Source organism: Planotetraspora sp. GP83 (assembly GCF_041262585.1).
In the GTDB taxonomy this organism is placed as follows: domain Bacteria; phylum Actinomycetota; class Actinomycetes; order Streptosporangiales; family Streptosporangiaceae; genus JAOEGB01.
This window is the reverse complement of the sequence record NZ_JBGCBZ010000002.1, coordinates 87,107-109,372: the sequence shown is the minus strand read 5'-3', so window position 1 is coordinate 109,372 and position 22,266 is coordinate 87,107. Positions and strand designations below refer to the sequence as shown.

Annotated in this window: 2 protein-coding genes; both read left to right on the top strand. The window is 72.4% G+C overall.

The window, feature by feature from the left end; all coding sequences use genetic code 11:
* The first annotated feature begins 9 nt into the window (after positions 1–9).
* On the top strand, positions 10–20,937 hold the full coding sequence (locus ABH927_RS03220; protein ID WP_370017921.1) for a non-ribosomal peptide synthase/polyketide synthase: 20,928 nt from the start codon (positions 10–12) through the stop codon (positions 20,935–20,937).
* Positions 20,934–22,250 carry an MFS transporter gene (locus tag ABH927_RS03215; protein WP_370017920.1) on the top strand — a complete coding sequence of 439 codons (1,317 nt, stop codon included), beginning with the start codon at positions 20,934–20,936 and terminating at the stop codon, positions 22,248–22,250. Before ABH927_RS03220 ends, ABH927_RS03215 begins: the two co-directional genes overlap by 4 nt.
* The last annotated feature ends 16 nt before the right edge of the window (positions 22,251–22,266 follow it).

Below are 22,266 nucleotides of genomic sequence, written 5' to 3'. Positions count from 1 at the left end.
AGAGCAACCATGCCGTCATCGCACCAGAGCCGGATCTCGGCCCTGCCCAGTGAGCTTCAGGAGTTACTGCGCCGGCGTCTGGCCGGGCAGGCGGGCCAGGCAGGGCAGCCAGGTCAGCCAGGTCAGGCCGACGTGATCCGGCCGGCGGACCGCGGCGGCCCGATCCCGCTGTCGTTCGCTCAGCAGCGGATGTGGTTCCTCGATCAGCTGCGGCCGGGGACCTCCGAATATCACAGCGCGCTGGCCCTGCGGCTGCTGGGATCGCTGGACGTTTCCGCGCTGACCGGCGCGGTGCGAGAGATGGTGGCCCGCCACGAGTCGTTGCGGACCACGTTCGACGAGGTCGACGGCCAGGCGGTGCAGCGCGTCCACCCGGAGCCCGCGCCTGATCTGCCGGTGCTCGACCTGGTGACGGTGGCCACGCCGGAGGAGCGGGATCGGGTGCTGGCCGACGAGTACGCCCGGCCTTTCGACCTGCGCCGTGGACCGCTGTTCCGGGCGAAGCTGGTAGCTGTTTCCGGCTCCGAGCATGTGCTTCTGCTCACCGCCCACCACATCGTCACCGACGGCTGGTCGATGGGGGTCCTCGCCGACGAGCTGGCTGCCGTCTACACGGCCTCCGTCACCGGGGGAGACCCCGCCCTGCCGCCACCACCGCTGCAGTACGCGGACTTCGCGGTGTGGCAGCGCGAGCGCCGCTCCAGCGCGCCCGGCGACAGGCAACCGAACGGCAGGCTGGATGAGGCGCCGGAAAAGCGGCAGAACGGCCAGCCGGACGAGCAGCCGAATGGGCAGCGGGGTGAGTTGCCGGATGAGCACCTCGCCTATTGGACGCGGCAACTCGCCGGCGTCTCGCCGCTGGAGTTGCCGACCGATCGGCCGCGTCCGGCCGTACGGACCTCCGCCGGTGCCGTACACCACTTCACCGTGGACGCCGACGTCGCCGCGCGCCTCGCTGAGGTAACCCGCGCCCGGGGTGCGACGCTGTTCACCGCGCTGGTGGCCGCCTGCCAGCTGTGGTGCGCCCGCTACGCCGGACAGGATGACGTCGCGGTCGGCACGGCGGTCTCCGGGCGGCACCGGCCCGAGCTGGACCGCACGGTCGGCTTCTTCGTCAACACGGTGGTCCTGCGCTCGTCGGTGGACCTGTCGCTGACCTTCGCCGATTTCCTCGCCGCCGTGCGGGACACCGCCCTCGACGCGTTCGCCCACGACGAGGTGCCGTTCGAGCGGCTCGTCGACGCCGTCCAGGTCACGCGTGACCCCAGTCGCAACCCGCTCTTCGACGTCATGGTGCTGTGGGAGGACGCCGGGCGCAGGGCTCCGGCGTTCACCGGGCTCCGGGTCGAGGACGTCACCGTGGAGCGCCACGCCGCCACCTTCGACCTCACCGTGGAGTTCCAGCAGCGCGGCGGCGAGATCGTCGGCTCCGTGGAGTACAGCACCGACCTGTTCGACGCGCGGACCGTCGCCCGGATGGCCGACCACCTGCGCGTACTGCTGGAGGCGGTGGCGGCCGATCCCGACCGGCGGCTCGCGGAGCTCCCGCTGTCGGGCGAGGCGGAGCGGCATCGCCTGCTCGTGGAATGGAACGACACCGACCGCGATGTGCCGGCGGCCGCGCTGCCCGGATTGATCGAGGCGCAGGTGGCGCGGACACCGGACGCCGTCGCCGTGGTGTGCGACGGCGTCGAGCTGTCATACGGCGAGCTGAACGCGCGGGCGAATCGGCTGGCGCGGCGGCTGGTACGCCGGGGCGTCGGGCCGGAGCGGCTCGTGGCGCTGGCCCTGCCCCGGTCGGCGGACCTGATGGTGGCGCTGCTGGCCGTGCTGAAGGCCGGCGGGGCGTATCTCCCGATCGACCCCGGCCATCCGGCCGAGCGGATCCGGATGATGCTCGACGACGCCCGGCCCGTGTTGCTGGTGACCACGGACGAGGTCGCGGAGCGGCTGCCAGAGGGATCGCCTATCCCTCGGCTCCTGCTGAACGAGGACGGTCAGGCTGCCGCGCCCACTGGCGGCGCGGACGCGGTGGCCGCCGAGGCGGACGACGGTGCGGAGGCGAACCTGGACGACGCGGACCTGGACGACTCGGACCTGGACGACTCGGAGCGGCTGGAGCCGCTGTCGCCCGGCCATCCCGCCTACGTCATCTACACATCCGGGTCCACGGGGCGGCCCAAGGGCGTGGTGGTGACCCATCGGAGCGTGGCCGGCCTGACGGCCTGGGCGGCGGGGCAGTTCGGTCAGACCGGGCTGTCCCATGTGGTGGCCTCCACGTCGCTCAACTTCGACGTGTCGGTGTTCGAGCTGTTCTGCCCGCTGACCGTGGGCGGCCGCGTCGAGCTCGTGCGCGACGTGCTCGCGCTCGCCGACCGGGCGGCCGGGCCGGTCAGCCTGGTCAGCGCGGTGCCCTCGGCGCTCTCCCAGGTGCTCGCCCAGGGTGCGGTGGCCACGACTCCGGACACGGTTGTGGTCGCGGGAGAGGCGCTGTCCGCCCACGCGGTCCGTGAGATCCGTACGGCGTGGCCGGGGGCCCGGGTCGCCAACATCTACGGCCCCACCGAGGCCACCGTCTACGCCACGGCGTGGTACTCCCGCTCCGGTCCCACCGTACGGCCCGGCGCCGTCGGCGGCGACCACGACACCAGCGGTGAGCAAGGGCCGCCGATCGGGCGGCCGATCACCAACACCCGGGCGTACGTTCTCGACGGTGAGTTGCGGCCGGTGCCAGTGGGCGTGCCGGGAGAGCTGTATCTGGGCGGTCTCGGCCTGGCCCGGGGCTACCTGAACCGGCCCGGCCTGACCGCCGAACGGTTCGTGGCCGACCCCTTCGGCGAGCCCGGAGCCCGGATGTACCGCACCGGCGACGTGGTGCGGTGGAGCGACGACGGCGAGCTCGTGTATCTGGGCCGGGCCGACCACCAGGTGAAGGTGCGCGGCTTCCGCATCGAGCTGGGCGAGGTGGAGGCGGGGCTGCTGCGTCACGAACAGGTCGGCGAGGCGGCGGCGGTCGTCCGTGAGGACGCCGGTCACCGGCGCCTGGTCGCCTACGTGGTGCCCCGGCCGGGCGGGCAGCAGACGGACACTTCGCACCTGCGGGACTTCGTCCGCGGGATCCTGCCGGACTACATGGTGCCCTCGGCGTTCGTGACCCTGGACCGGTTGCCGCTGAACTCGAACGGCAAGCTGGACCGGCGCGCTCTGCCCGCCCCACGGTGGGGCGCCACCGGCTCTGAAGACCGGGTCGCGCCCCGGACCGAGGCCGAGAAGAGGCTGGCGGAAATCTGGGCCGGCGTGCTCGGGGTGGACCGGGTCGGCGTCGAGGACAACTTCTTCGAGCTGGGCGGAGACTCGATCCTGAGCCTCCAGGTGGTGTCCCGGGCCCGTCAGGCCGGACTGCCGCTCTCCGCCGGGGATCTCTTCCGCCACCAGACAGTGGCGGAGCTGGCCGCCGCCGTGCGGGAACCCGCCGCGACGGCGGCGGCCGGCATCCCGGCGCCCGCCGGTCCGGCCCCGCTGGGCCCGATCCAGAGCTGGTTCTTCGCCACCAATGGGCCGCTGCGCCACTTCACCATGTCCATGCTGGTGGAGCTGGCCGAGGACGTCGACGAGGCGGCGCTGCGCACCGCCGTGTCAGAGGTCCTCGGGCACCACGACGCCCTGCGGACGCGCTTCTCCCACACGGACGGCGAATGGCGCCAGGAGCCCGTCGCCCCCGCGACTCGGGAATCCGGCGCCGTGAAAACCGGTCCCGAATCGGCCACCGAAGGCGTCCGTGGATCCGGCCCTGTCCCCGCTTCCTCGCCGGCGGGGAGCGTGCCGTACGCCCGGCATGACCTGTCGGGGCTCGGCGACGCGGAGGTCCGGGCCGCGATCGAGAGGGCCGCGACGGAGGCCCGCGCCACCCTCGACCTGGAGGACGGCCCGCTGGTCAAGGTGCTGCTGTTCGTCCTCGGCCCGGACCGGCCGCCCCGGCTCTTCATCACCGCGCACCACCTGGTGGTCGACGGGGTGTCCTGGCGGGTCCTGCTCGGCGACCTGGAGACGGCCTACCGGCAGGCCGCCGAGGGCCGCCCGGTCGCGCTCGACCCGGTCGGCACGTCGTTCGGGCAGTGGGCGCGGGGACTGGCCGACCTCGTCCGCTCCGGCGGGCTCGACGACGACCTGCCGTACTGGACCCAGGCGTCCCCGGATGACCGGGCAGACGATCAGGCACAGCGCTTGGCGGAGTTGCCGGTGGACCACGCCGGCCGCGCCACGGTGGGCTCCACCCGCCCGGTCACCGTACGGCTCGGCCACGACGACACCGACGCGCTGCTGCACCGGGTGCCGGGGGTGTACCGGACACAGATCAACGACGTGCTGCTGGCCGCGCTCGGCCGGGTGCTGTCCGAGTGGACGGGGCGGGACAGGGTCCTGGTCGCCATGGAGGGGCACGGCCGCCAGGACGTCCTCAACGGCGTGGACCTGACCCGGACGGTCGGCTGGTTCACTGCCCAATACCCCGTCATGCTGGAGGACCCGGCAGGAGACTGGGGTGCCCTGCTCAAGTCCGTGAAGGAGCGTCTGCGGGCCGTGCCGCGTGGGGGCCTGAGCTACGACGCGCTGCGCTACCTCAGCCCGCCCGGTTCGCCGGCCGCCGCGTTGCGTGACGACCCGTCACCGCGGATCCGCTTCAACTACCACGGCCAGTGGGACGTGTCGGCGGCCGGAGACGGGTTGTACCGGGCCCGATGCGACGGAGCCGGCCCGGACCTCGACCCGGCGGAGCCCTCCACCTACCTGCTCGACGTCACGGGCCTGGTGGAAGGCGGCCGGCTGGAGCTGACCTGGCTCTACTCCGACCAGGTGCACGACGAGGCCACCGTACGGCGGCTGGCCGAGCGGATGCTGCGGGCGCTCCACGAGATCGTCGAACACTGCGCGGAGCCGGACGCCGGAGGCCGCACGCCCTCGGACTTCCCGCTCGCGGGCCTCGACCAGGAGGCCGTGGACCGGATCGCCGGTGACGGCAGGGAGATCGAGGACATCTACCCCCTGACGCCGCTCCAGGCCGGAATGCTCTTCCACAGCCTCGTGGACGCGGACATCTACGTGGACCAGGCAAGGCTCTCGCTGGACGGTGTGTCCGACCCCCGTGCGCTGGGCGAGGCCTGGCAGCGGGTGGTCGACCGTACCCCCGCGCTGCGCACCTCGGTGGTCTGGGAAGGGGTCGGCGAGCCGGTGCAGGTCGTGCGCCGCCACGCCAGGGTCTCCGTGAGTCACCACGACTGGCGCGGCCTGCCCGATGAGGAGCGCGAGGCCGAGCTGGCCGGGGTGCTGGCGGCCGACCGGGCCGCCGTGACCGACCTGGGCGCCACGCCGATGACGCGCCTCGCCATCGGCCGGCTCCCCGGCGACCGGGTGCTGCTGGTCTGGACGACTCACCACCTGATCCTGGACGGCTGGAGCCTGGGCCAGGTGTTCGCCGAGGTGTGCGAGCAGTACGCCGCGATCGTGGGCGGGCGGCGGCCCGAACTGGTGACCCGGCGCCCGTTCCGGGACTACCTGCGCTGGCTGCGCGACCAGGACCACCGGCGAGCCGAGGACCACTGGCGGCGCGAGCTGTCCGGATTCACCGCGCCGACCGCGCTGCCGTACGACCGGCGGCCCGAGCAGGCGCACCGGGCCGAGTCGGCCGAGTCGGTCGGCTTCGAGCTGTCGGAGGAGGAGTCCGCGCGGCTGCGCTCGGTGGCTCAGACGGGCGGGCTGACCGTCAACACAGTGCTGCAGGGTGCGTGGGCGTTGCTGCTCTCGCGCTACAGCGGCGAGCCGGACGTGGTCTTCGGTACCACCGTCTCCGGACGGCCCGCGGAGCTGGCCGGCGTCGAGTCGATGGTCGGCATGTTCATCAACACGATCCCGACCCGCGTCGCCGTACAAGGCGAGCAGGGCCTCGTGCCGTGGCTGCGGCGGCTCCAGGAGGCGCAGAGCGAGTCGCGGCGGTACGACTTCGTCTCGCTCGCCCAGTTGCAGGGCTGGAGCGACCTCGCTCCCGGGACGAACCTGTTCGACAGCATGGTGGTCTTCGAGAACTATCCGTACGACGCCGATGGCACGGAGGGCCCACGGGTCCGCGAGGTGCAGGCGCGGGACACCACGAACTTCCCGCTCAGCCTGCGCGCGTACATCACCGACCGGCTCGACGTCGATCTGGCCTACGATCCCGGGCTGTTCGACCCCGCGACGGCGCGGCGGATGGCGGATCACCTCCGGCTCGTGCTGACGGCGATCGTCGCCGACCCGCATCGAACCGTGGGCGAGCTTCCGCTGGCGAGCCCTGCGGAGCAGGACCAGGTGCTCGTGCGGTGGAACGACACGGCGCTCGATGTGCCGGAGACGACGGTCGTGGAGGTGTTCGAGGCGCAGGCGCGGCTGACCCCGGACGCGACGGCGCTGGTCTGCCTGTCGCAGCACGAACTGGGGGACGTCGCGCTGAGCTATGCCGAGCTCAACGCGCGGGCGAACCGGCTGGCCCGCCACCTGGTCGCCCGGGGTGCCGGGCCCGAGCGGGTGGTCGCGCTGGCCCTGCCGCGCTCGGCGGAGATGGTCGTGGCGATCCTCGCGGTGCTCAAGGCGGGCGGGGTCTACCTGCCGGTCGACCCCGCGCTGCCCGCCGACCGGGTGGCGCTGATGCTCCAGGACTCGGAGCCGGCGGTGGTGCTCGACTCACCGGTGGACGCGGACGCGCTGGCCGGATACGCGACCGGCGACCTGGACGACGCCGAGCGGAACGGCCCGGTACGGCCCGGCGACGCGGCGTACGTGATCTACACCTCGGGGTCCACCGGGACGCCCAAGGGTGTGGTGGTCGAGCACCGCAGCCTCGTCAACCTCCTGTTCAGCCATCGGTCCGACCTGCTGCCGGCGGACGGGCGACGGCTGCGGGCGGCGCTGACCGCGGCGTTCTCCTTCGACACCTCCTTGGAGGGGCCGCTGCTGATGGCGGCCGGGCACGAGCTGCACGTGATCGAGGACGAGGTGCGGTTCGACCCGTCCGCGCTCGTCGACTACGTGGAGACCCGGCGGATCGACTTCCTCGACCTCACGCCGACCTACGCCCAGCAACTGCTCGCCGCGGGGCTGCTGGACGACGGGCGGCACCGGCCGGAGATCCTGATGCTGGGCGGCGAGGCGCTCGGCGAGTCGCTGTGGCGGCGGCTGGCGGACACGCCCGGGACGACCGGCTACAACTTCTACGGCCCGACCGAGTGCACGGTCGACGCCCTGTCCTGCCGGGTGGGCGAGCCGGCCCGGCCCGCGGTGGGCCGCCCGCTCCGCAACGTCCGGGCGTACGTGCTGGACGAGCGGTCGCGTCCCCTACCGGTGGGGATGCCCGGAGAGCTGTACCTCGCCGGTGTCCAGGTGGCCCGGGGTTACCTGAACCGGCCGGGGCTGACCGCCGAGCGGTTCGTGGCCGACCCGTACGGGCCGCCCGGGTCGCGGATGTACCGCACGGGCGACATGGTCCGGTGGACCGGGCAGGGCGTGCTGGAGTTCCTCGGCCGGGCCGACGACCAGGTGAAGATCCGCGGCTTCCGCATCGAGCCCGGAGAGGTGCAGGCGGCGCTGCTCGCCTCCCCCGACGTCGCCGAGGCGGTCGTGGTGGCCCGCGAGGACCAGCCGGGTGTCCCGCGCCTCGTGGCCTACGTCGTCGTGGCGCCCGGTCACCCCGAGCCGTCCGGCTCCGTGCTGCGTGAACGGCTCGCCGGATCGCTGCCCGAGCACATGATTCCCACGGCGTTCGTGACGCTGGAGGCGGTGCCGCGCACCGTCAACGGGAAACTGGACCGGCGAGCCCTGCCCGCGCCCGAGTGGGGCGCGGCCACCAGGACCTATCTGGCGCCGCGCACCGACGCGGAGCGCGCGGTGGCCCGCATCTGGTCCGAGGTGCTGGGCGTCGAGCGGGTCGGCGCCGAGGACAACTTCTTCGAGCTCGGCGGCGACTCGATCCTGAGCATCCGGGTGACCGCCCGGCTGCGGGCCGCCTTCGGCGTGGACATCTCCCCCCGCGCGGTGTTCACCCACCCCACCGTCGCCCGGCTCGCCGCCGCGCTGCCGGGGTCGGCGGAGGACGGGCCCGCCATGCGTCCCGTGCCCCGCGACGGCGAGCTGCCGCTGTCGTTCGCGCAGCAGCGGCTGTGGTTCCTGCACGAGTTCGAGCCGGACAGCGGCGAATACGTCACGTTCGCCGGGCTGCGGCTGCGGGGCTCGCTCGATGTGGCGGCGTTGCGCGGTGTTTTGTCCGCGCTGGTGGCCCGGCATGAGTCGTTGCGCACGACGTTCGAGGAGGTCGACGGCCGGGGTGTGCAGGTGGTGCACCCGCCGTACGACGTGGCGCTGCCCGTACGCGACCTGTCGGCCCTGCCGGGGCCGGAGCGCGAGGCCGAGCTGTGCCGCCTGCTGGCCGCCGAGCGCGCCCGCCCGTTCGACCTGCGGCGGGGTCCGCTGCTGCGGCCGGGCCTGGTGCGTCTCGCCGCCGACGAGCATGCCCTGACCCTGGCGCTGCATCACATCGTGACCGATGGGTGGTCGATGGGGGTGCTGGCCGAGGAGTTGGGCGTGCTGTACGGCGCGGCGGTGCGGGGCGAGCCGGCGGGTCTGCCGGTGTCGCCCGTGTTGCCGGTGCTTCCGGTGCAGTATGCGGATTTCGCGGTGTGGCAGCGGGAGCGGGTGTCGGGGGAGGTGCTGGCTGATCAGCTGGGGTTCTGGCGGGGTCGGTTGGAGGGGGTGGCTCCGTTGGAGCTGCCGGTGGATAGGCCGCGTCCTGCGGTGCGGTCGGGCCGGGGCGGGGTGGTGGAGTTCACGGTTCCGGCTGAGGTGGTCGGGCGGTTGAAGGCGGTGGGGCGGCGTCATGACGGGACGTTGTTCGTGCCGTTGGTGGCGGCGGTTCAGGTGTTGCTGGCGCGGTGGTCGGGTCAGGCGGATGTGGCGGTGGGGACGGTCACGTCGGGTCGGGAGCGGGCCGAGTTGGAGCGGTTGGTGGGGTTCTTTGTCAACACGGTGGTGTTGCGGTCCCAGGTTGATGGCGGGCAGCGGGTGGATGGGTTGCTGGCTGGGGTGAGGGACACGGTGCTGGAGGCGTTCGCGCATCAGGATGTGCCGTTCGAGCGGGTGGTGGAGGAGTTGGCGCCGGTTCGGGACACGAGCCGGACGCCGCTGTTCCAGGCCATGGTCGTCCTCCAGAACAACGACGACCGCATGCCGCTCCTGCCCGGGCTGACGGTGGAGGAGCTGGCACCGCCGACAGAGACCGCCGCCTTCGACATCACCATCGAGTTCGAGGAGTTCGACGGTGGCCTGCGGGCGGCCGTGAACTACAGCACCGACCTGTTCGAGGTGGGGACTGTCGAGCGGATGGCGGGTCATCTGGGGGTGTTGCTGGAGGAGATCGGTTCGGGTGTGGATCGGCTGGTGGGTGAGCTGCCGATGCTGACCGGGGCCGAGCGGGATCTGGTGGTGGGCGGGTGGAACGACACCGCCCGGGAGGTTCCGTGCGGGACGGTGCCGGGTCTGTTCGCTGAGCGGGTGCGGCGGGATCCGTTGGCGACGGCGGTGGTGTGCGGGGATGAGTCTGTGAGTTACCGGGAGCTGGATGGGCGGGCTGATCGGTTGGCGCGTCGTCTGGTGGAGCTGGGGGTGTGCCCGGAGGATCGGGTCGGGGTGTTGATGGACCGCTCGGTGGAGGCGGTCGTGGCGGTGCTGGGGATCGTGAAGGCGGGCGGGGCATATCTGCCGCTGGATGTGCGGGCTCCGGCGCAGCGGCTGGGTTTGGTGCTGGCCGAGGCCGGGGCGTCGGTGCTGGTCACCGACCCGGTTTGGGAGCCCACCGCCCGCGAGATCCACCCCGGTCACGTCGTGGTCGCGGGCGGGTCACTCCACGAGGAGACGCCGGAGCGGCAGTTCCTGGTGCCGGTGGACCTGGCCGATCTGCCGGACGTGGTGGATCCGGAGCAGTTGGCGTATGTGATGTACACCTCGGGGTCGACGGGGGTGCCGAAGGGGGTGGCGGTTCGGCACCGGGATGTGGCGGCGCTGGTGTTCGATCGCCGGTTCGACGGGGCGGCGCATGGGCGGGTGCTGGCGCATTCGCCGATGGCGTTCGACGCTTCGACGTATGAGTTGTGGGTGCCGCTGCTGCGGGGCGGCACGGTGGTGGTGGCCCCGCCGGGTGAGCTGGACCCGGCAACCCTGCAGCGCCTGGTCACCACGCATGGCGTGAGCGGGGTGTGGTTGACGGCTGGGCTGTTCAGGCTGATCGCGGCTGAGGCGCCGGGGTGCCTGGCCGGGGTGGGCGAGGTGTGGACCGGCGGGGACGTGGTCCCCGCTGGTGCGGTGCGCCGGGTGATGCAGGCCTGCCCGGGGGTGCGAGTGGTCGATGGGTACGGCCCGACCGAGACGACGACGTTCGCGACGAGTTACCCGATGGCGGACCCGGGCGGGGTTCCGGACAGTGTGCCGATCGGCGCGCCGCTGGACAACATGCGGGTCTACGTGCTGGATGAGTCGCTGCGGCCGGTCCCGGTGGGGGTGGCCGGGGAGTTGTACATCGCGGGTGCGGGCCTGGCCCGGGGGTATCTGAACCGGGGCGGGTTGACCGCGCAGCGGTTCGTCGCGGACCCGTTCGGTCCGGCCGGGGGGCGGATGTATCGCACGGGTGATGTGGTGCGGTGGCGTCCGGATGGGGTGGTGGAGTTCCTGGGCCGGGCGGATGAGCAGGTGAAGATCCGGGGGTTCCGGATCGAGCTGGGGGAGATCGAGGCCGCTTTGCAGGCTCATCCGGGTGTGGCGCAGACCGTGGTGGTCGCCCGGCAGGAAGACTCCGGCCGCAAACACCTGGTCGCCTACGTGGTCCCCGCCACCGCCATGTCCGGCCCGACACCGACCATGGAATCGAGCGCGCGGCCGGGCACGGCGCCGCCGGACGGCGCGCTGCCACCGCAGGCCGCCAAGACGCCGGGCGCTGAGGCAGCGGCGGGCGGTGCGCTGCCGCCGCAGGCCGCGACGACGCCGGGCGCTGAGGCAGCGGCGGGCGGTGCGCTGCCGCCGCAGGCCGCGACGACGCCGGGCGCTGAGGCAGCGGCGGGCGGTGCGCTGCCGCCGCAGGCCGCGACGACGCCGGGCGCTGTAAATCCAGGTGCCGGCGCGGCGGTGGGCGGTCCGGTGGCGCTGGACAGCGCGGTGCTGCGGGAGTTCCTGGGCCGGACGTTGCCGGACTACATGGTTCCGGCGGTGTTCGTGACGTTGCCGGCGCTGCCGCTGTCGGCCAACGGGAAGGTGGACCGCCGCGCGCTGCCCGCCCCCGACGCGGATCTCGCGTCCGGGGCCAGATACGTGCCGCCCAGCGGGCCGATCGAGGAGAAACTGGCCCGCATCTGGGCCGAGGTGCTCGGCGTCGAACGGGTCGGGGCCGAGGACAACTTCTTCGAGCTCGGCGGCGATTCCATCCTCAGCATCCAGGTCGTCTCCCGGGCCCGTCAGGCAGGGCTCCGGCTGACCACCAAAGAGGTTTTCATCCACCAGACCATCGCCCAGCTCGCACCGGCCGTCTCCACCGAGGAGACCATCAACGCTGACCAGGACACACAAGCACGAAGCGGCCCGGCGCCGCTGACGCCCATCCAGCACTGGTTCCTGGAGACGGAGGGCGACAACCCGCACCACTTCAACCAGTCCGTGTTCGTCGAGCTCGCCCCCGACCTCGACGAGGCGGCTCTCCCACGGGCGATCGAAGCGCTGGTCGCGCAGCACGACGCGCTGCGGATGCGCTTCTCCCACAGCGGCGACCGGTGGCTTCAGGAGGTCGCCGCGGCGGAGCCGTCCGAGGTGTTCGTACGGTACGACCTGTCGGGGCTGGGGGAGGACGCGCAGCAGGCCGCCATGGAGGAGGCGGTGGTCTCCGCCCAGTCGAGCCTGGACGTCGCGGCCGGGCCCCTGCTGCGGGCGGTGCTGTTCGTCCTCGGCTCGGGCCGGCCGCCGAGGCTGTTCCTCACCATCCATCACCTGGTCGTCGACGGCGTGTCCTGGCGGATCCTGCTCGGCGACCTGGACGTGGCGTACCGGCAGGCCGCCGAGGGCCGTCCGGTGGAGCTCGAACCCGCCGAAACGCCCTTCACGCACTGGGCGCGGCGGTTCACCGAGCACGTCCGTTCCGGCGCGCTCGACGACGACCTTCCGTACTGGACCGCGGTGTCGGCGAGCGCACCGGCCGACATTCCGGTGGACCGGGAAGGGACGGACAAGGTCGGCACACCCCGCACCGTGTCGGCCGGCCTCGACAGGACCACCACGGAGCGGCTGCTGCACGACGTGCCCGGCGTCTATCGCACCCAGGTCAACGATGTGCTGCTCAGCGCGCTGAGCAGGGTGCTGTGCCGGTGGGCCGGACGGGACGGCGTGCTGGTCGCCCTCGAAGGCCACGGCCGGGAAGAGATCCTCGACGGTGCCGACCTGTCCCGCACGGTGGGCTGGTTCACCTCGCGGTTCCCGGTGGCGCTCCGGACGCCGCCGTCCTCCGACTGGGGGGAGACCATCAAGTCGGTCAAGGAGCAGCTCCGCGCCGTGCCGCGTCGCGGTCTGAGCTACGAGGCCCTGCGCTATCTGAGCGCGCCGGACTCCCCGGCGAGCGTGCTCCGGGCGGCTCCGCTGCCGCGGATCAGCGTCAACTACCTCGGTCGCTGGGACGTGGAGCGCGACTCCGAGGGGTTCTACCGCGGATGGCACGAGGGAATCGGCCAGGATGCCGGCCCTGGGATCAAGTCCGCCCATCTGCTCGACGTCACCGGTGTGGTCTCGGACGGCGAGCTGCGGTTGAGCTGGTCGTATCACCAGGAGGCGCACGACGAGACGACGGTGCGGCGCCTCGCCCAGGAGGTCGTCGAGGCGCTCCGGGAGATCGTCGAACACTGCTCCCGTCCCGAGGCCGGCGGCTGCACCCCGTCGGACTTCCCGCTCGCCCGGCTCAGCCAGCGGCAGGTGGACCGGATCGCCGGAGACGGCCGGGCGGTGGAGGACATCTACCCGCTGACCCCGTTGCAGGCCGGGATGCTCTTCCACAGCCTCGTCGACTCCGCGTCCGGCGCGTACCTCGACCAGTTCCGGATGCGGCTGTCCGGAGTGTCCGACCCCCACGCGCTGGCCGAGGCGTGGCAGCGCGTGGTGGACCGCAACCCGATCCTGCGGAGCCACGTGGCCTGGGACGGCGTCGACGAGCCGGTGCAGGTCGTACGGCGGCGCGTCGCCGTGCCCACGGTACACCACGACTGGCGGGCCCTCTCCGGCGAGGACAGGGACCGCGAGCTGCGGCGGGTGCTCGCCGAGGATCGTGCCGCCGGCATGGACCTGGCCGAGCCTCCGTTGATCCGGCTCGTCATCGGGCGCGTGACAGACGACGAGGTCCTGCTCGTCTGGACCTCCCATCACATCCTTCTCGACGGCTGGAGCGCGGCCGCGGTCTTCGCCGAGGTGTGCGAGCAGTACGCCGCGATCGTGGGCGGACGGCAGCCGGAGCTGGTGGCCCGCCGGCCGTTCCGGGACTACCTGCGGTGGCTGCGCGACCAGGACGGCCGGCAGGCGGAGGACCACTGGCGGCGGGTGCTGTCCGGCTTCGAGTCGCCCACGCCCTTGCCGTACGACAGGCAGCCGGTCGAGGCGCATCGCGCGGTGTCGAGCGATTCGGTACGCGTCGACCTGGGAGCCGAGGCGGCGTCCCGCCTGCAACGGCTCGCGAAGCGCAACGGCCTCACCCTGAACACGATCGTGCAGGGCGCGTGGGGCCTGCTGCTGTCCCGGTACAGCGGCGAGAGCGACGTGGTGTTCGGGACCACGGTCTCGGGGCGGCCCGCCGAGCTGCCCGGGGTCGAGTCGATGATCGGGATGTTCATCAACACGGTCCCGACCCGCGTCGCCGTACGCGACGGGAAGCGAGACGGGGAGGCAGACGGGGAAACGCTGGTGGCGTGGCTGCGCGAGCTGCAGCTTGAGCAGTCCGAGTCGCGGCGGTTCGACGGCGTCTCGCTGTCGCAGCTCCAGGACTGGAGCGACCTGCCCGCCGGCGCCAACCTGTTCGACAGCCTGGTGGTGTTCGAGAACTACCCCATCGGGGACGACGCCGTCCCCGGCGGCCCACGGGTGGTCGAGGTGGACGGGGTGGACACCACGAGCTTCGCGCTGACCTTGACCGCCTACGTGGAGGACCGCCTCCATCTCGTGCTCGACTACGACCCCAACCTGTTCGACGCCGCGACCGTGGAGCGGATGGCGGGGCATCTGTCCGTGGTGCTGGAGGGCATGACCGCCGATCCGGACCGGCCGCCCATCGCGCTCTCACTGCTCAGCGGGCCGGAGCGGGAGACGCTGAATCGGTGGAGCGGCACCGACGCCGATGTTCCGGCGACGACGCTGCCCGAGCTGTTCGAGGCGCAGGCGGCGGCGACGCCGGACGCGACCGCGCTCGTGTTCGACGGCGCCGCGATCAGCTTCGCCGAGCTCGACGAGCGGGCGAACCGGCTGGCCCGGGTGCTGGCCGCCCGAGGTGCCGGGCCCGAGAAGGTCGTGGCCCTCGCCCTGCCCCGGTCGGCGGAGATGGTGGTCGCCATCCTCGCCGTGTTCAAAGCCGGTGCGGTCTACCTGCCCGTCGATCCGGACCTGCCGGGCGATCGGGTGCGCTTCCTGCTGGCCGACTCGCGGGCGACGCTGGCGGTGACGACCTCGCGGACGGGAGTGGAGGCCGTGGCGTCCCCGGCTGGGGTGGCCACCCTGGTGCTCGACGCCCCACAGACCCTCGCCGACCTGCGCTCGGCCCCGCTGACCGATGCGGCCCCGCTGAACGACGCGGCCCCGCTGACCGATGCGGCCCCGCTGAACGACGCGGCCCCGCTGACCGATGCGGCGCGAACGGCCGACACGACCCACACGGCCGACGTACGGCGGCTTGTGCCGCCGCGGCCGGGCGACGCGGCGTACATCATCTACACCTCGGGCTCCACAGGTGAGCCCAAGGGCGTGGTCGTGGAGCACCGCGGCCTGGTGAACCTGCTGGCGAGCCATCGCGCCGGATTCGTGGCCGAAGCCGGAGGCGGGCGGCTCCGGGCGGCGCTGACCGCCGTCTTCTCCTTCGACACGTCGCTGGAAGGTCTCCTGCTGATGGCGGACGGCCATGAGCTGCACCTGATCGACGACGCGGTGCGGCTCGACCCGGCCGCACTGGTCGATTACGTCGCCGAGCACCGCGTCGACTTCCTCGACCTGACCCCGTCGTACCTGCGGCAACTGCTCGCGGCGGGTCTGCTGGATGGGGAGCGGCACCGGCCGGGGATCCTGATGCTGGGCGGCGAGGCCCTCGACGAGTCGCTGTGGCGACGGCTCGCGGACACCGAAGGCACGGTCAGTTACAACTTCTACGGCCCGACCGAGTGCACGATCGACGCGTTGTACTGCCGAGTCGGTGAGGTGGCCCGGCCGGCGGTGGGCCGTCCGCTGGAGAACCTCCGCGCGTACGTGCTCGACGACCAGCTCCGAATGGTGCCCGTCGGGGTCCGCGGCGAGCTGTATCTGGCCGGGCCGCAGGTCGCCCGCGGCTACCACAACCGGGCGAACCTGACCGCCGAGCGATTCGTGCCGAACCCGTACGGGCCGCCCGGGTCGCGGATGTACCGCACGGGCGACATGGTCCGGTGGACCGGGCAGGGCGTGCTGGAGTTCCTGGGCCGGGCCGACGACCAGGTGAAGATCCGTGGCCTGCGGATCGAGCCCGGAGAGGTCGAGGCTGCCCTCGTACGGCTGCCCGATGTGGCCGAGGCGGCCGTCGTGGCCAGGCAGAGCGAGAACGGGCACAACCGGCTGGTGGCCTACCTCGTGCCGGCCGGCGGCGCGGCTCCCGACACGACCGCGCTGCGCGACGCGTTGCGTCGGCACTTGCCCGACTACCTGGTGCCGGCCGCGTTCGTGGTCCTCGACCGGCTGCCGACGACTTCCAGCGGCAAGCTGAACCGCAAGGCGCTGCCCGCGCCGGACTTCGCGGCGGGGGCTCGTTCGGAGTATGTGGCTCCGCGCACGGACGTCGAGCGTGTCCTGGCGGGCATCTGGTCGCAGGCGCTCGGGGTGGACCGGGTCGGCGTCGAGGACAACTTCTTCGAGCTGGGCGGCGACTCGATCCTGAGCATCCAGGTGGTGTCCCGGGTGCGGGCGGCGCTCGGCGTGCAGCTGTCTCCGCGGGTGCTGTTCACCACGCCCACCGTGGCGGGCCTGGCGGCCGAGATCGGCGCCGACGTGCGCCTCGGCGGCGTCGACTCCCGCTCGGCCATCCCGGTCGTGCCACGGGATCGGCCGCTGCCGCTGTCGTTCACGCAGCAGCGGCTGTGGTTCCTGCACGAGTTCGAGCCCGACAGCACGGAATACCTCACGCCGATGGCCCTGCGGCTGCGGGGCTCGCTCGATGTGGCGGCGTTGCGCGGTGTTTTGTCCGCGCTGGTGGCCCGGCATGAGTCGTTGCGCACGACGTTCGAGGAGGTGGACGGCCGGGGTGTGCAGGTGGTGCACCCGCCGTACGACGTGGCGCTGCCCGTGCTCGACCTCACCGGACGGCCGGAACGGGATCGGGAGGCCGAGCTCATGCAGGTGCTCGACCGGGAGGCCCAGCGCGGCTTCGATCTCCGGTACGGCCCGCTGCTCCGAGCCCGGCTGGTACGGATGTCCGACAAGGACCACGTGCTCACGCTGACCCTGCATCACATCGTGACCGATGGGTGGTCGATGGGGGTGCTGGCCGAGGAGCTGGGCGTGCTGTACGGCGCGGCGGTGCGGGGCGAGCCGGCGGGCCTGCCGGTGTCGCCCGTGTTGCCGGTGCTTCCGGTGCAGTATGCGGATTTCGCGGTGTGGCAGCGGGAGCGGGTGTCGGGGGAGGTGCTGGCTGATCAGCTGGGGTTCTGGCGGGGTCGGTTGGAGGGGGTGGCTCCGTTGGAGCTGCCGGTGGATAGGCCGCGTCCTGCGGTGCGGTCGGGCCGGGGCGGGGTGGTGGAGTTCACGGTTCCGGCTGAGGTGGTCGGGCGGTTGAAGGCGGTGGGGCGGCGTCATGACGGGACGTTGTTCGTGCCGTTGGTGGCGGCGGTTCAGGTGCTCTTGAGCCGGTGGTCGGGTCAGGCGGATGTGGCGGTGGGGACGGTCACGTCGGGTCGGGAGCGGGCCGAGTTGGAGCGGTTGGTGGGGTTCTTCGTCAACACGGTGGTGTTGCGGTCCCAGGTCGATGGCGGGCAGCGGGTGGATGGGTTGCTGGCTGGGGTGAGGGACACGGTGCTGGAGGCGTTCGCGCATCAGGATGTGCCGTTCGAGCGGGTGGTGGAGGAGTTGGCGCCGGTTCGGGACACGAGCCGGACGCCGCTGTTCCAGGCCATGGTCGTCCTCCAGAACACCCCAGCCGAGATGCCCGACCTGCCGGGCCTCGCCGTCGAGGGCCTCGCGCCGTCGGTGGCGGCCGCGAGCTTCGACGTCATGGTGGAGTTCCAGGAGTCCGGCGACGGCCTGCATGTCGCGGTCACGTACGCCACGGACCTGTTCGAGGCGGGGACTGTCGGGCGGATGGCGGGTCATCTTGGGGTGTTGCTGGAGGAGATCGGTTCGGGTGTGGATCGGCTGGTGGGTGAGCTGCCGATGCTGACCGGGGCTGAGCGGGATCTGGTGGTGGGTGGGTGGAACGACACCGCCTGGGAGGTTCCGTGCGGTTCGGTGCCGGGTCTGTTCGCTGAGCGGGTGCGGCGGGATCCGTTGGCGACGGCGGTGGTGTGCGGGGATGAGTCGGTGAGTTACCGGGAGCTGGATGGGCGGGCTGATCGGTTGGCGCGTCGTCTGGTGGAGTTGGGCGTCGCCCCGGAGGATCGGGTCGGGGTGTTGATGGACCGCTCGGTGGAGGCGGTCGTGGCGGTGCTGGGCATCGTGAAGGCGGGCGGGGCTTATCTCCCGCTGGATGTGCGGGCTCCGGCGCAGCGGCTGGGTTTGGTGCTGGCCGAGGCCGGGGCGTCGGTGCTGGTGACCGACCCGGTCTGGGAGCCCACCGCCCGCGAGATCCACCCCGGTCACGTCGTGGTCGCGGGCGGGTCACTCCACGAGGAGACGCCGGAGCGGCAGTTCGTGGTGCCGGTGGACCTGGCCGATCTGCCGGACGTGGTGGATGCGGAGCAGTTGGCGTATGTGATGTACACCTCGGGGTCGACGGGGGTGCCGAAGGGGGTGGCGGTTCGGCACCGGGATGTGGTGGCGCTGGTGTTCGATCGGCGGTTCGACGGGGCGGCGCATGGGCGGGTGCTGGCGCATTCGCCGATGGCGTTCGACGCTTCGACGTATGAGTTGTGGGTGCCGCTGTTGCGGGGCGGCACGGTGGTGGTGGCCCCGCCGGGTGAGCTGGACCCGGCAACCCTGCAGCGCCTGGTCACCGCGCATGGCGTGAGCGGGGTGTGGTTGACGGCTGGGCTGTTCAGGCTGGTCGCGGCGGAGGCGCCGGGGTGCCTGGCGGGGGTGGGCGAGGTGTGGACCGGCGGGGATGTGGTCCCGGCCGGTGCGGTGCGCCGGGTGATGCGGGCCTGCCCGGGGGTGCGGGTGGTCGATGGGTACGGCCCGACCGAGACGACGACGTTCGCGACGAGCTTCCCGATGGCGGATCCGGGTGGGGTTCCGGACAGTGTGCCGATCGGCGCGCCGCTGGACAACATGCGGGTGTATGTGCTGGATGGGTCGCTGCGGCCGGTGCCGGTGGGGGTGGCCGGGGAGTTGTACATCGCGGGTGCGGGTCTGGCCAGGGGGTATCTGGGCCGTCCGGGGTTGACCGCGCAGCGGTTCGTCGCCGACCCCTTCGGTCCGGCCGGGGGGCGGATGTATCGCACGGGGGATGTGGTGCGGTGGCGTCCGGATGGGGTGGTGGAGTTCCTGGGCCGGGCGGATGAGCAGGTGAAGATCCGGGGGTTCCGGATCGAGCTGGGCGAGATCGAGGCCGCTTTGCAGGCTCATCCGGGTGTGGCGCAGACCGTGGTGGTCGCCCGGCAGGAAGACTCCGGCCGCAAACACCTGGTCGCCTACGTGGTCCCCGCCACCGCCATGTCCGGCCCGACACCGACCATGGAGCCGACCCCGGGTGCCGGGGCGGCGGCGGGCGGTCCGGTGGCGCTGGACAGCGGGGTGCTGCGGGAGTTCCTGGGCCGGACGTTGCCGGACTACATGGTTCCGGCGGTGTTCGTGACGTTGCCGGCGCTGCCGCTGTCGGCCAACGGGAAGGTGGACCGCCGCGCGCTGCCCGCCCCCGACGCGCAGCTCACCCGCGAGCGGTCCTACGTGGCGCCCAGCGGGCCGATCGAGGAGGAACTGGCCCGCATCTGGGCCGAGGTCCTGGGGCTGGAGCGGGTCGGGGCCGAGGACAACTTCTTCGAGCTCGGCGGCGATTCGATCCTGAGCATCCAGGTCGTCTCCCGGGCACGTCAGGACGGGCTCCGACTGACCACGAAGGACCTGTTCATCCACCAGACCATCGCCGAGCTCGCGCCCGTCGTCACCGAGGTCCACAGTGCCGATGCCGAGCAACCGGTGGTCGGCTCGGTCCCGCTGACCCCGATCCAGCATTGGTTCTTCCAGACGCATCTGGTCAATCCGCACCACTTCAACCAGTCCGTCCTGGTCGAGCTGACTCCCGACCTCGACGAAGGGGCCCTCCGGAGGGCGCTCGAAGCGCTGGTGGCGCACCACGACGCACTGCGGATGCGCTTCGACCAGGTCGGCGGCGAATGGCGGCAGCACAACCCGCCCGCCATGCCGGCGACGGTGCTCCGGCGGCACGACCTGTCCGACGTGGCCGACGACGAGCAGCTCACCGCCATGGAGAAGGTGGCCGACGACGTCCACGCGGGCTTCGACCTCACACGCGGTTCTCTGCTGCGGGCCGTGCTGTTCACCCGGGGCCGGGGCCGCCCGCCGTACCTTCTCCTGGTGGCGCACCACCTGGTGGTCGACGGCGTCTCATGGCGGATCATGCTCGACGACCTCGAGACGGCCTACCAGCAGGCGGCACGCGACGAGAGCGTACGGCTCGGCGCCAAGACGACGTCCTTCCTCGACTGGGCTCACCGGCTCAGCGAGCACGTCGCCGCCGGAGGCCTGGACCACGAGGTGGACCTCTGGGCCACTGCGCTCGATACTCAGGCGTTGCCGACGGATCACGCGCCCGCTCCGGAGCTCTGCCCGGCGCGGACGGTGTCCGTGCGACTGAGCGCCGAGGACACCGACACGGTGCTCCGCGCGGCGCCCACCGCCTACCGCACCCGGATCAACGACGTCCTGCTCACGGCGCTGGGCTGGGCGCTGTCCCGGTGGACCGGGCAGAGCAGGGTGTCGGTCGAGCTGGAGGGCCACGGCCGGGAGGACATCCTCGACGGCGTCGACCTGTCCCGCACGGTCGGCTGGTTCACCACGATCTTCCCGGTGTCCCTCGACATATCAAGCGACGATGACTGGCGGGGCCTGGTGAAGTCGGTACGCCGGCAGTTGCGGGCCGTACCGGGCAACGGGTTCGGCTTCGGGGCGTTGCGCTACCTCGGCGCTCCGGAGGTGCGCGAGCGGCTGTCGGCGCCGGGGCCGCAGGTGGTGTTCAACTACCTCGGCCAGTGGGACGCGCGGCCGGCGGAGCCCGGCGCGAGCCTCTACCGGGGCGCGCAGACCGCGCTCGGGCAGGAGCACGACCCGGCGGAGCGTGGCGCGCACGCGCTGGAGGTGGTCGGCGCGGCCCAGGAGGGCCGGCTGGAGTTCGTGTGGTACTACCGACCGGATCTGTACGACAGGTCGACCGTGGAGACGGTCGCCGGCGACTTCGCCGAGGCGCTGCGGCGGATCGCGGCCGACTGCCGGGAGATCGCGCCATGACCACCGAAAAGACCACCGAAAAGACCACCGAAAAGACCGCCGGCCGGATCGACGAGACCGGCGCCAAGACCGCCGGGCCGGCGGCTCCGCTGTCGCGCAACCGCGACTACCGCCTGCTCTGGGGCGGGCGGGCGGCGTCGGAGCTCGGCGTCAGCGCCGCGACCATCGCGTTCCCCCTGCTCGTGCTCGCGGTCACCGGGTCGGCGGCGACGTCCGGGCTGGTGCTCGGCACCATCGCGGCGGCGCAGCTGCTCGCCGGGCTCCCCGCGGGAGCGCTGGCCGACCGGTGGGACCGCAAGACGATCATGCTGGGCTGCGAGGCGGCGCAGGCGATCGCCGCCGCCAGCCTCGTCGCGGCGGTCTACTGGAACGTCGTGAGCGTGGTGCACCTGGTGGCGGTGGCCGCTGTGATCGGCGTCTGCTCCGCCCTGTTCGAGCCGGCGGAGGACGCGTCGCTGCCCAACATCGTGCCCGACGAGCAGCTTCCGACCGCGGTGGCGATGAACTCGGCCCGCAGCAACCTGGGGCACCTCGTGGGCACTGCGGCGGGCGGTTTTCTCTTCGCCGTGGGCAGGTTCGTGCCGTTCGCGGTCGACCTGCTGACCCACCTCACGACGCTGGTGACGCTCGCGTTCGTCCGCCTGCCACGGCGGCAGCCGCCACCGGCGCCGGTGGGACATCTCGGCCAGGAGATCGTGTCCGGCCTGCGGTGGGTGTGGAGGCACCCCCATGTCCGGGTCACGGCCATCTGCGCGATGGTGCTCAACCTGTTCTTCAGCGCCTTCTACCTCGTGGTGATCGTGCTGGCCCAGGCCAGGGGAGTGCCTTCGGGGCAGATCGGCGTCATGGCGGCCATGCTCGGTGTCGGCGGGATCGTCGGAGCGCTGGCCGCCCCGTCCCTCCAGCGGAGGCTCACGCCGTACATGTCCATCGCGGGGGTTTTCTGGGCGCTGACGCTGCTGACCCCGGTCGCGGTCTTCGCCGGCAACGGCTACGTGATGGGCGTGTTGTTCTTCGCCATGGCCCTGTTGCCGCCGACCGCCAACACGACGATCATCACGGAGCAGTTGCTGCTCACCCCCGATGAGCTGCGCGGGCGGCTGAGCGGTGTGCTCGGCATCCTGACCGGAGCCGCCGGAGCGGTGGGGCCGGCGCTGGGCGGCGTCCTGACGGAGGTGGTCTCGGGCAGCGCGGCGGTCCTGGTCTGCGCCGCGGGGATCGCCACCGTCACGGTGCTGGTCACCGTCAACTCCACCTTGCGCCGGTTCCCCAGGCGGCCCGCCGCCCAAGAAGTCCCCGCCGAATCCGTATAAGAGAAATGAGAGAGGA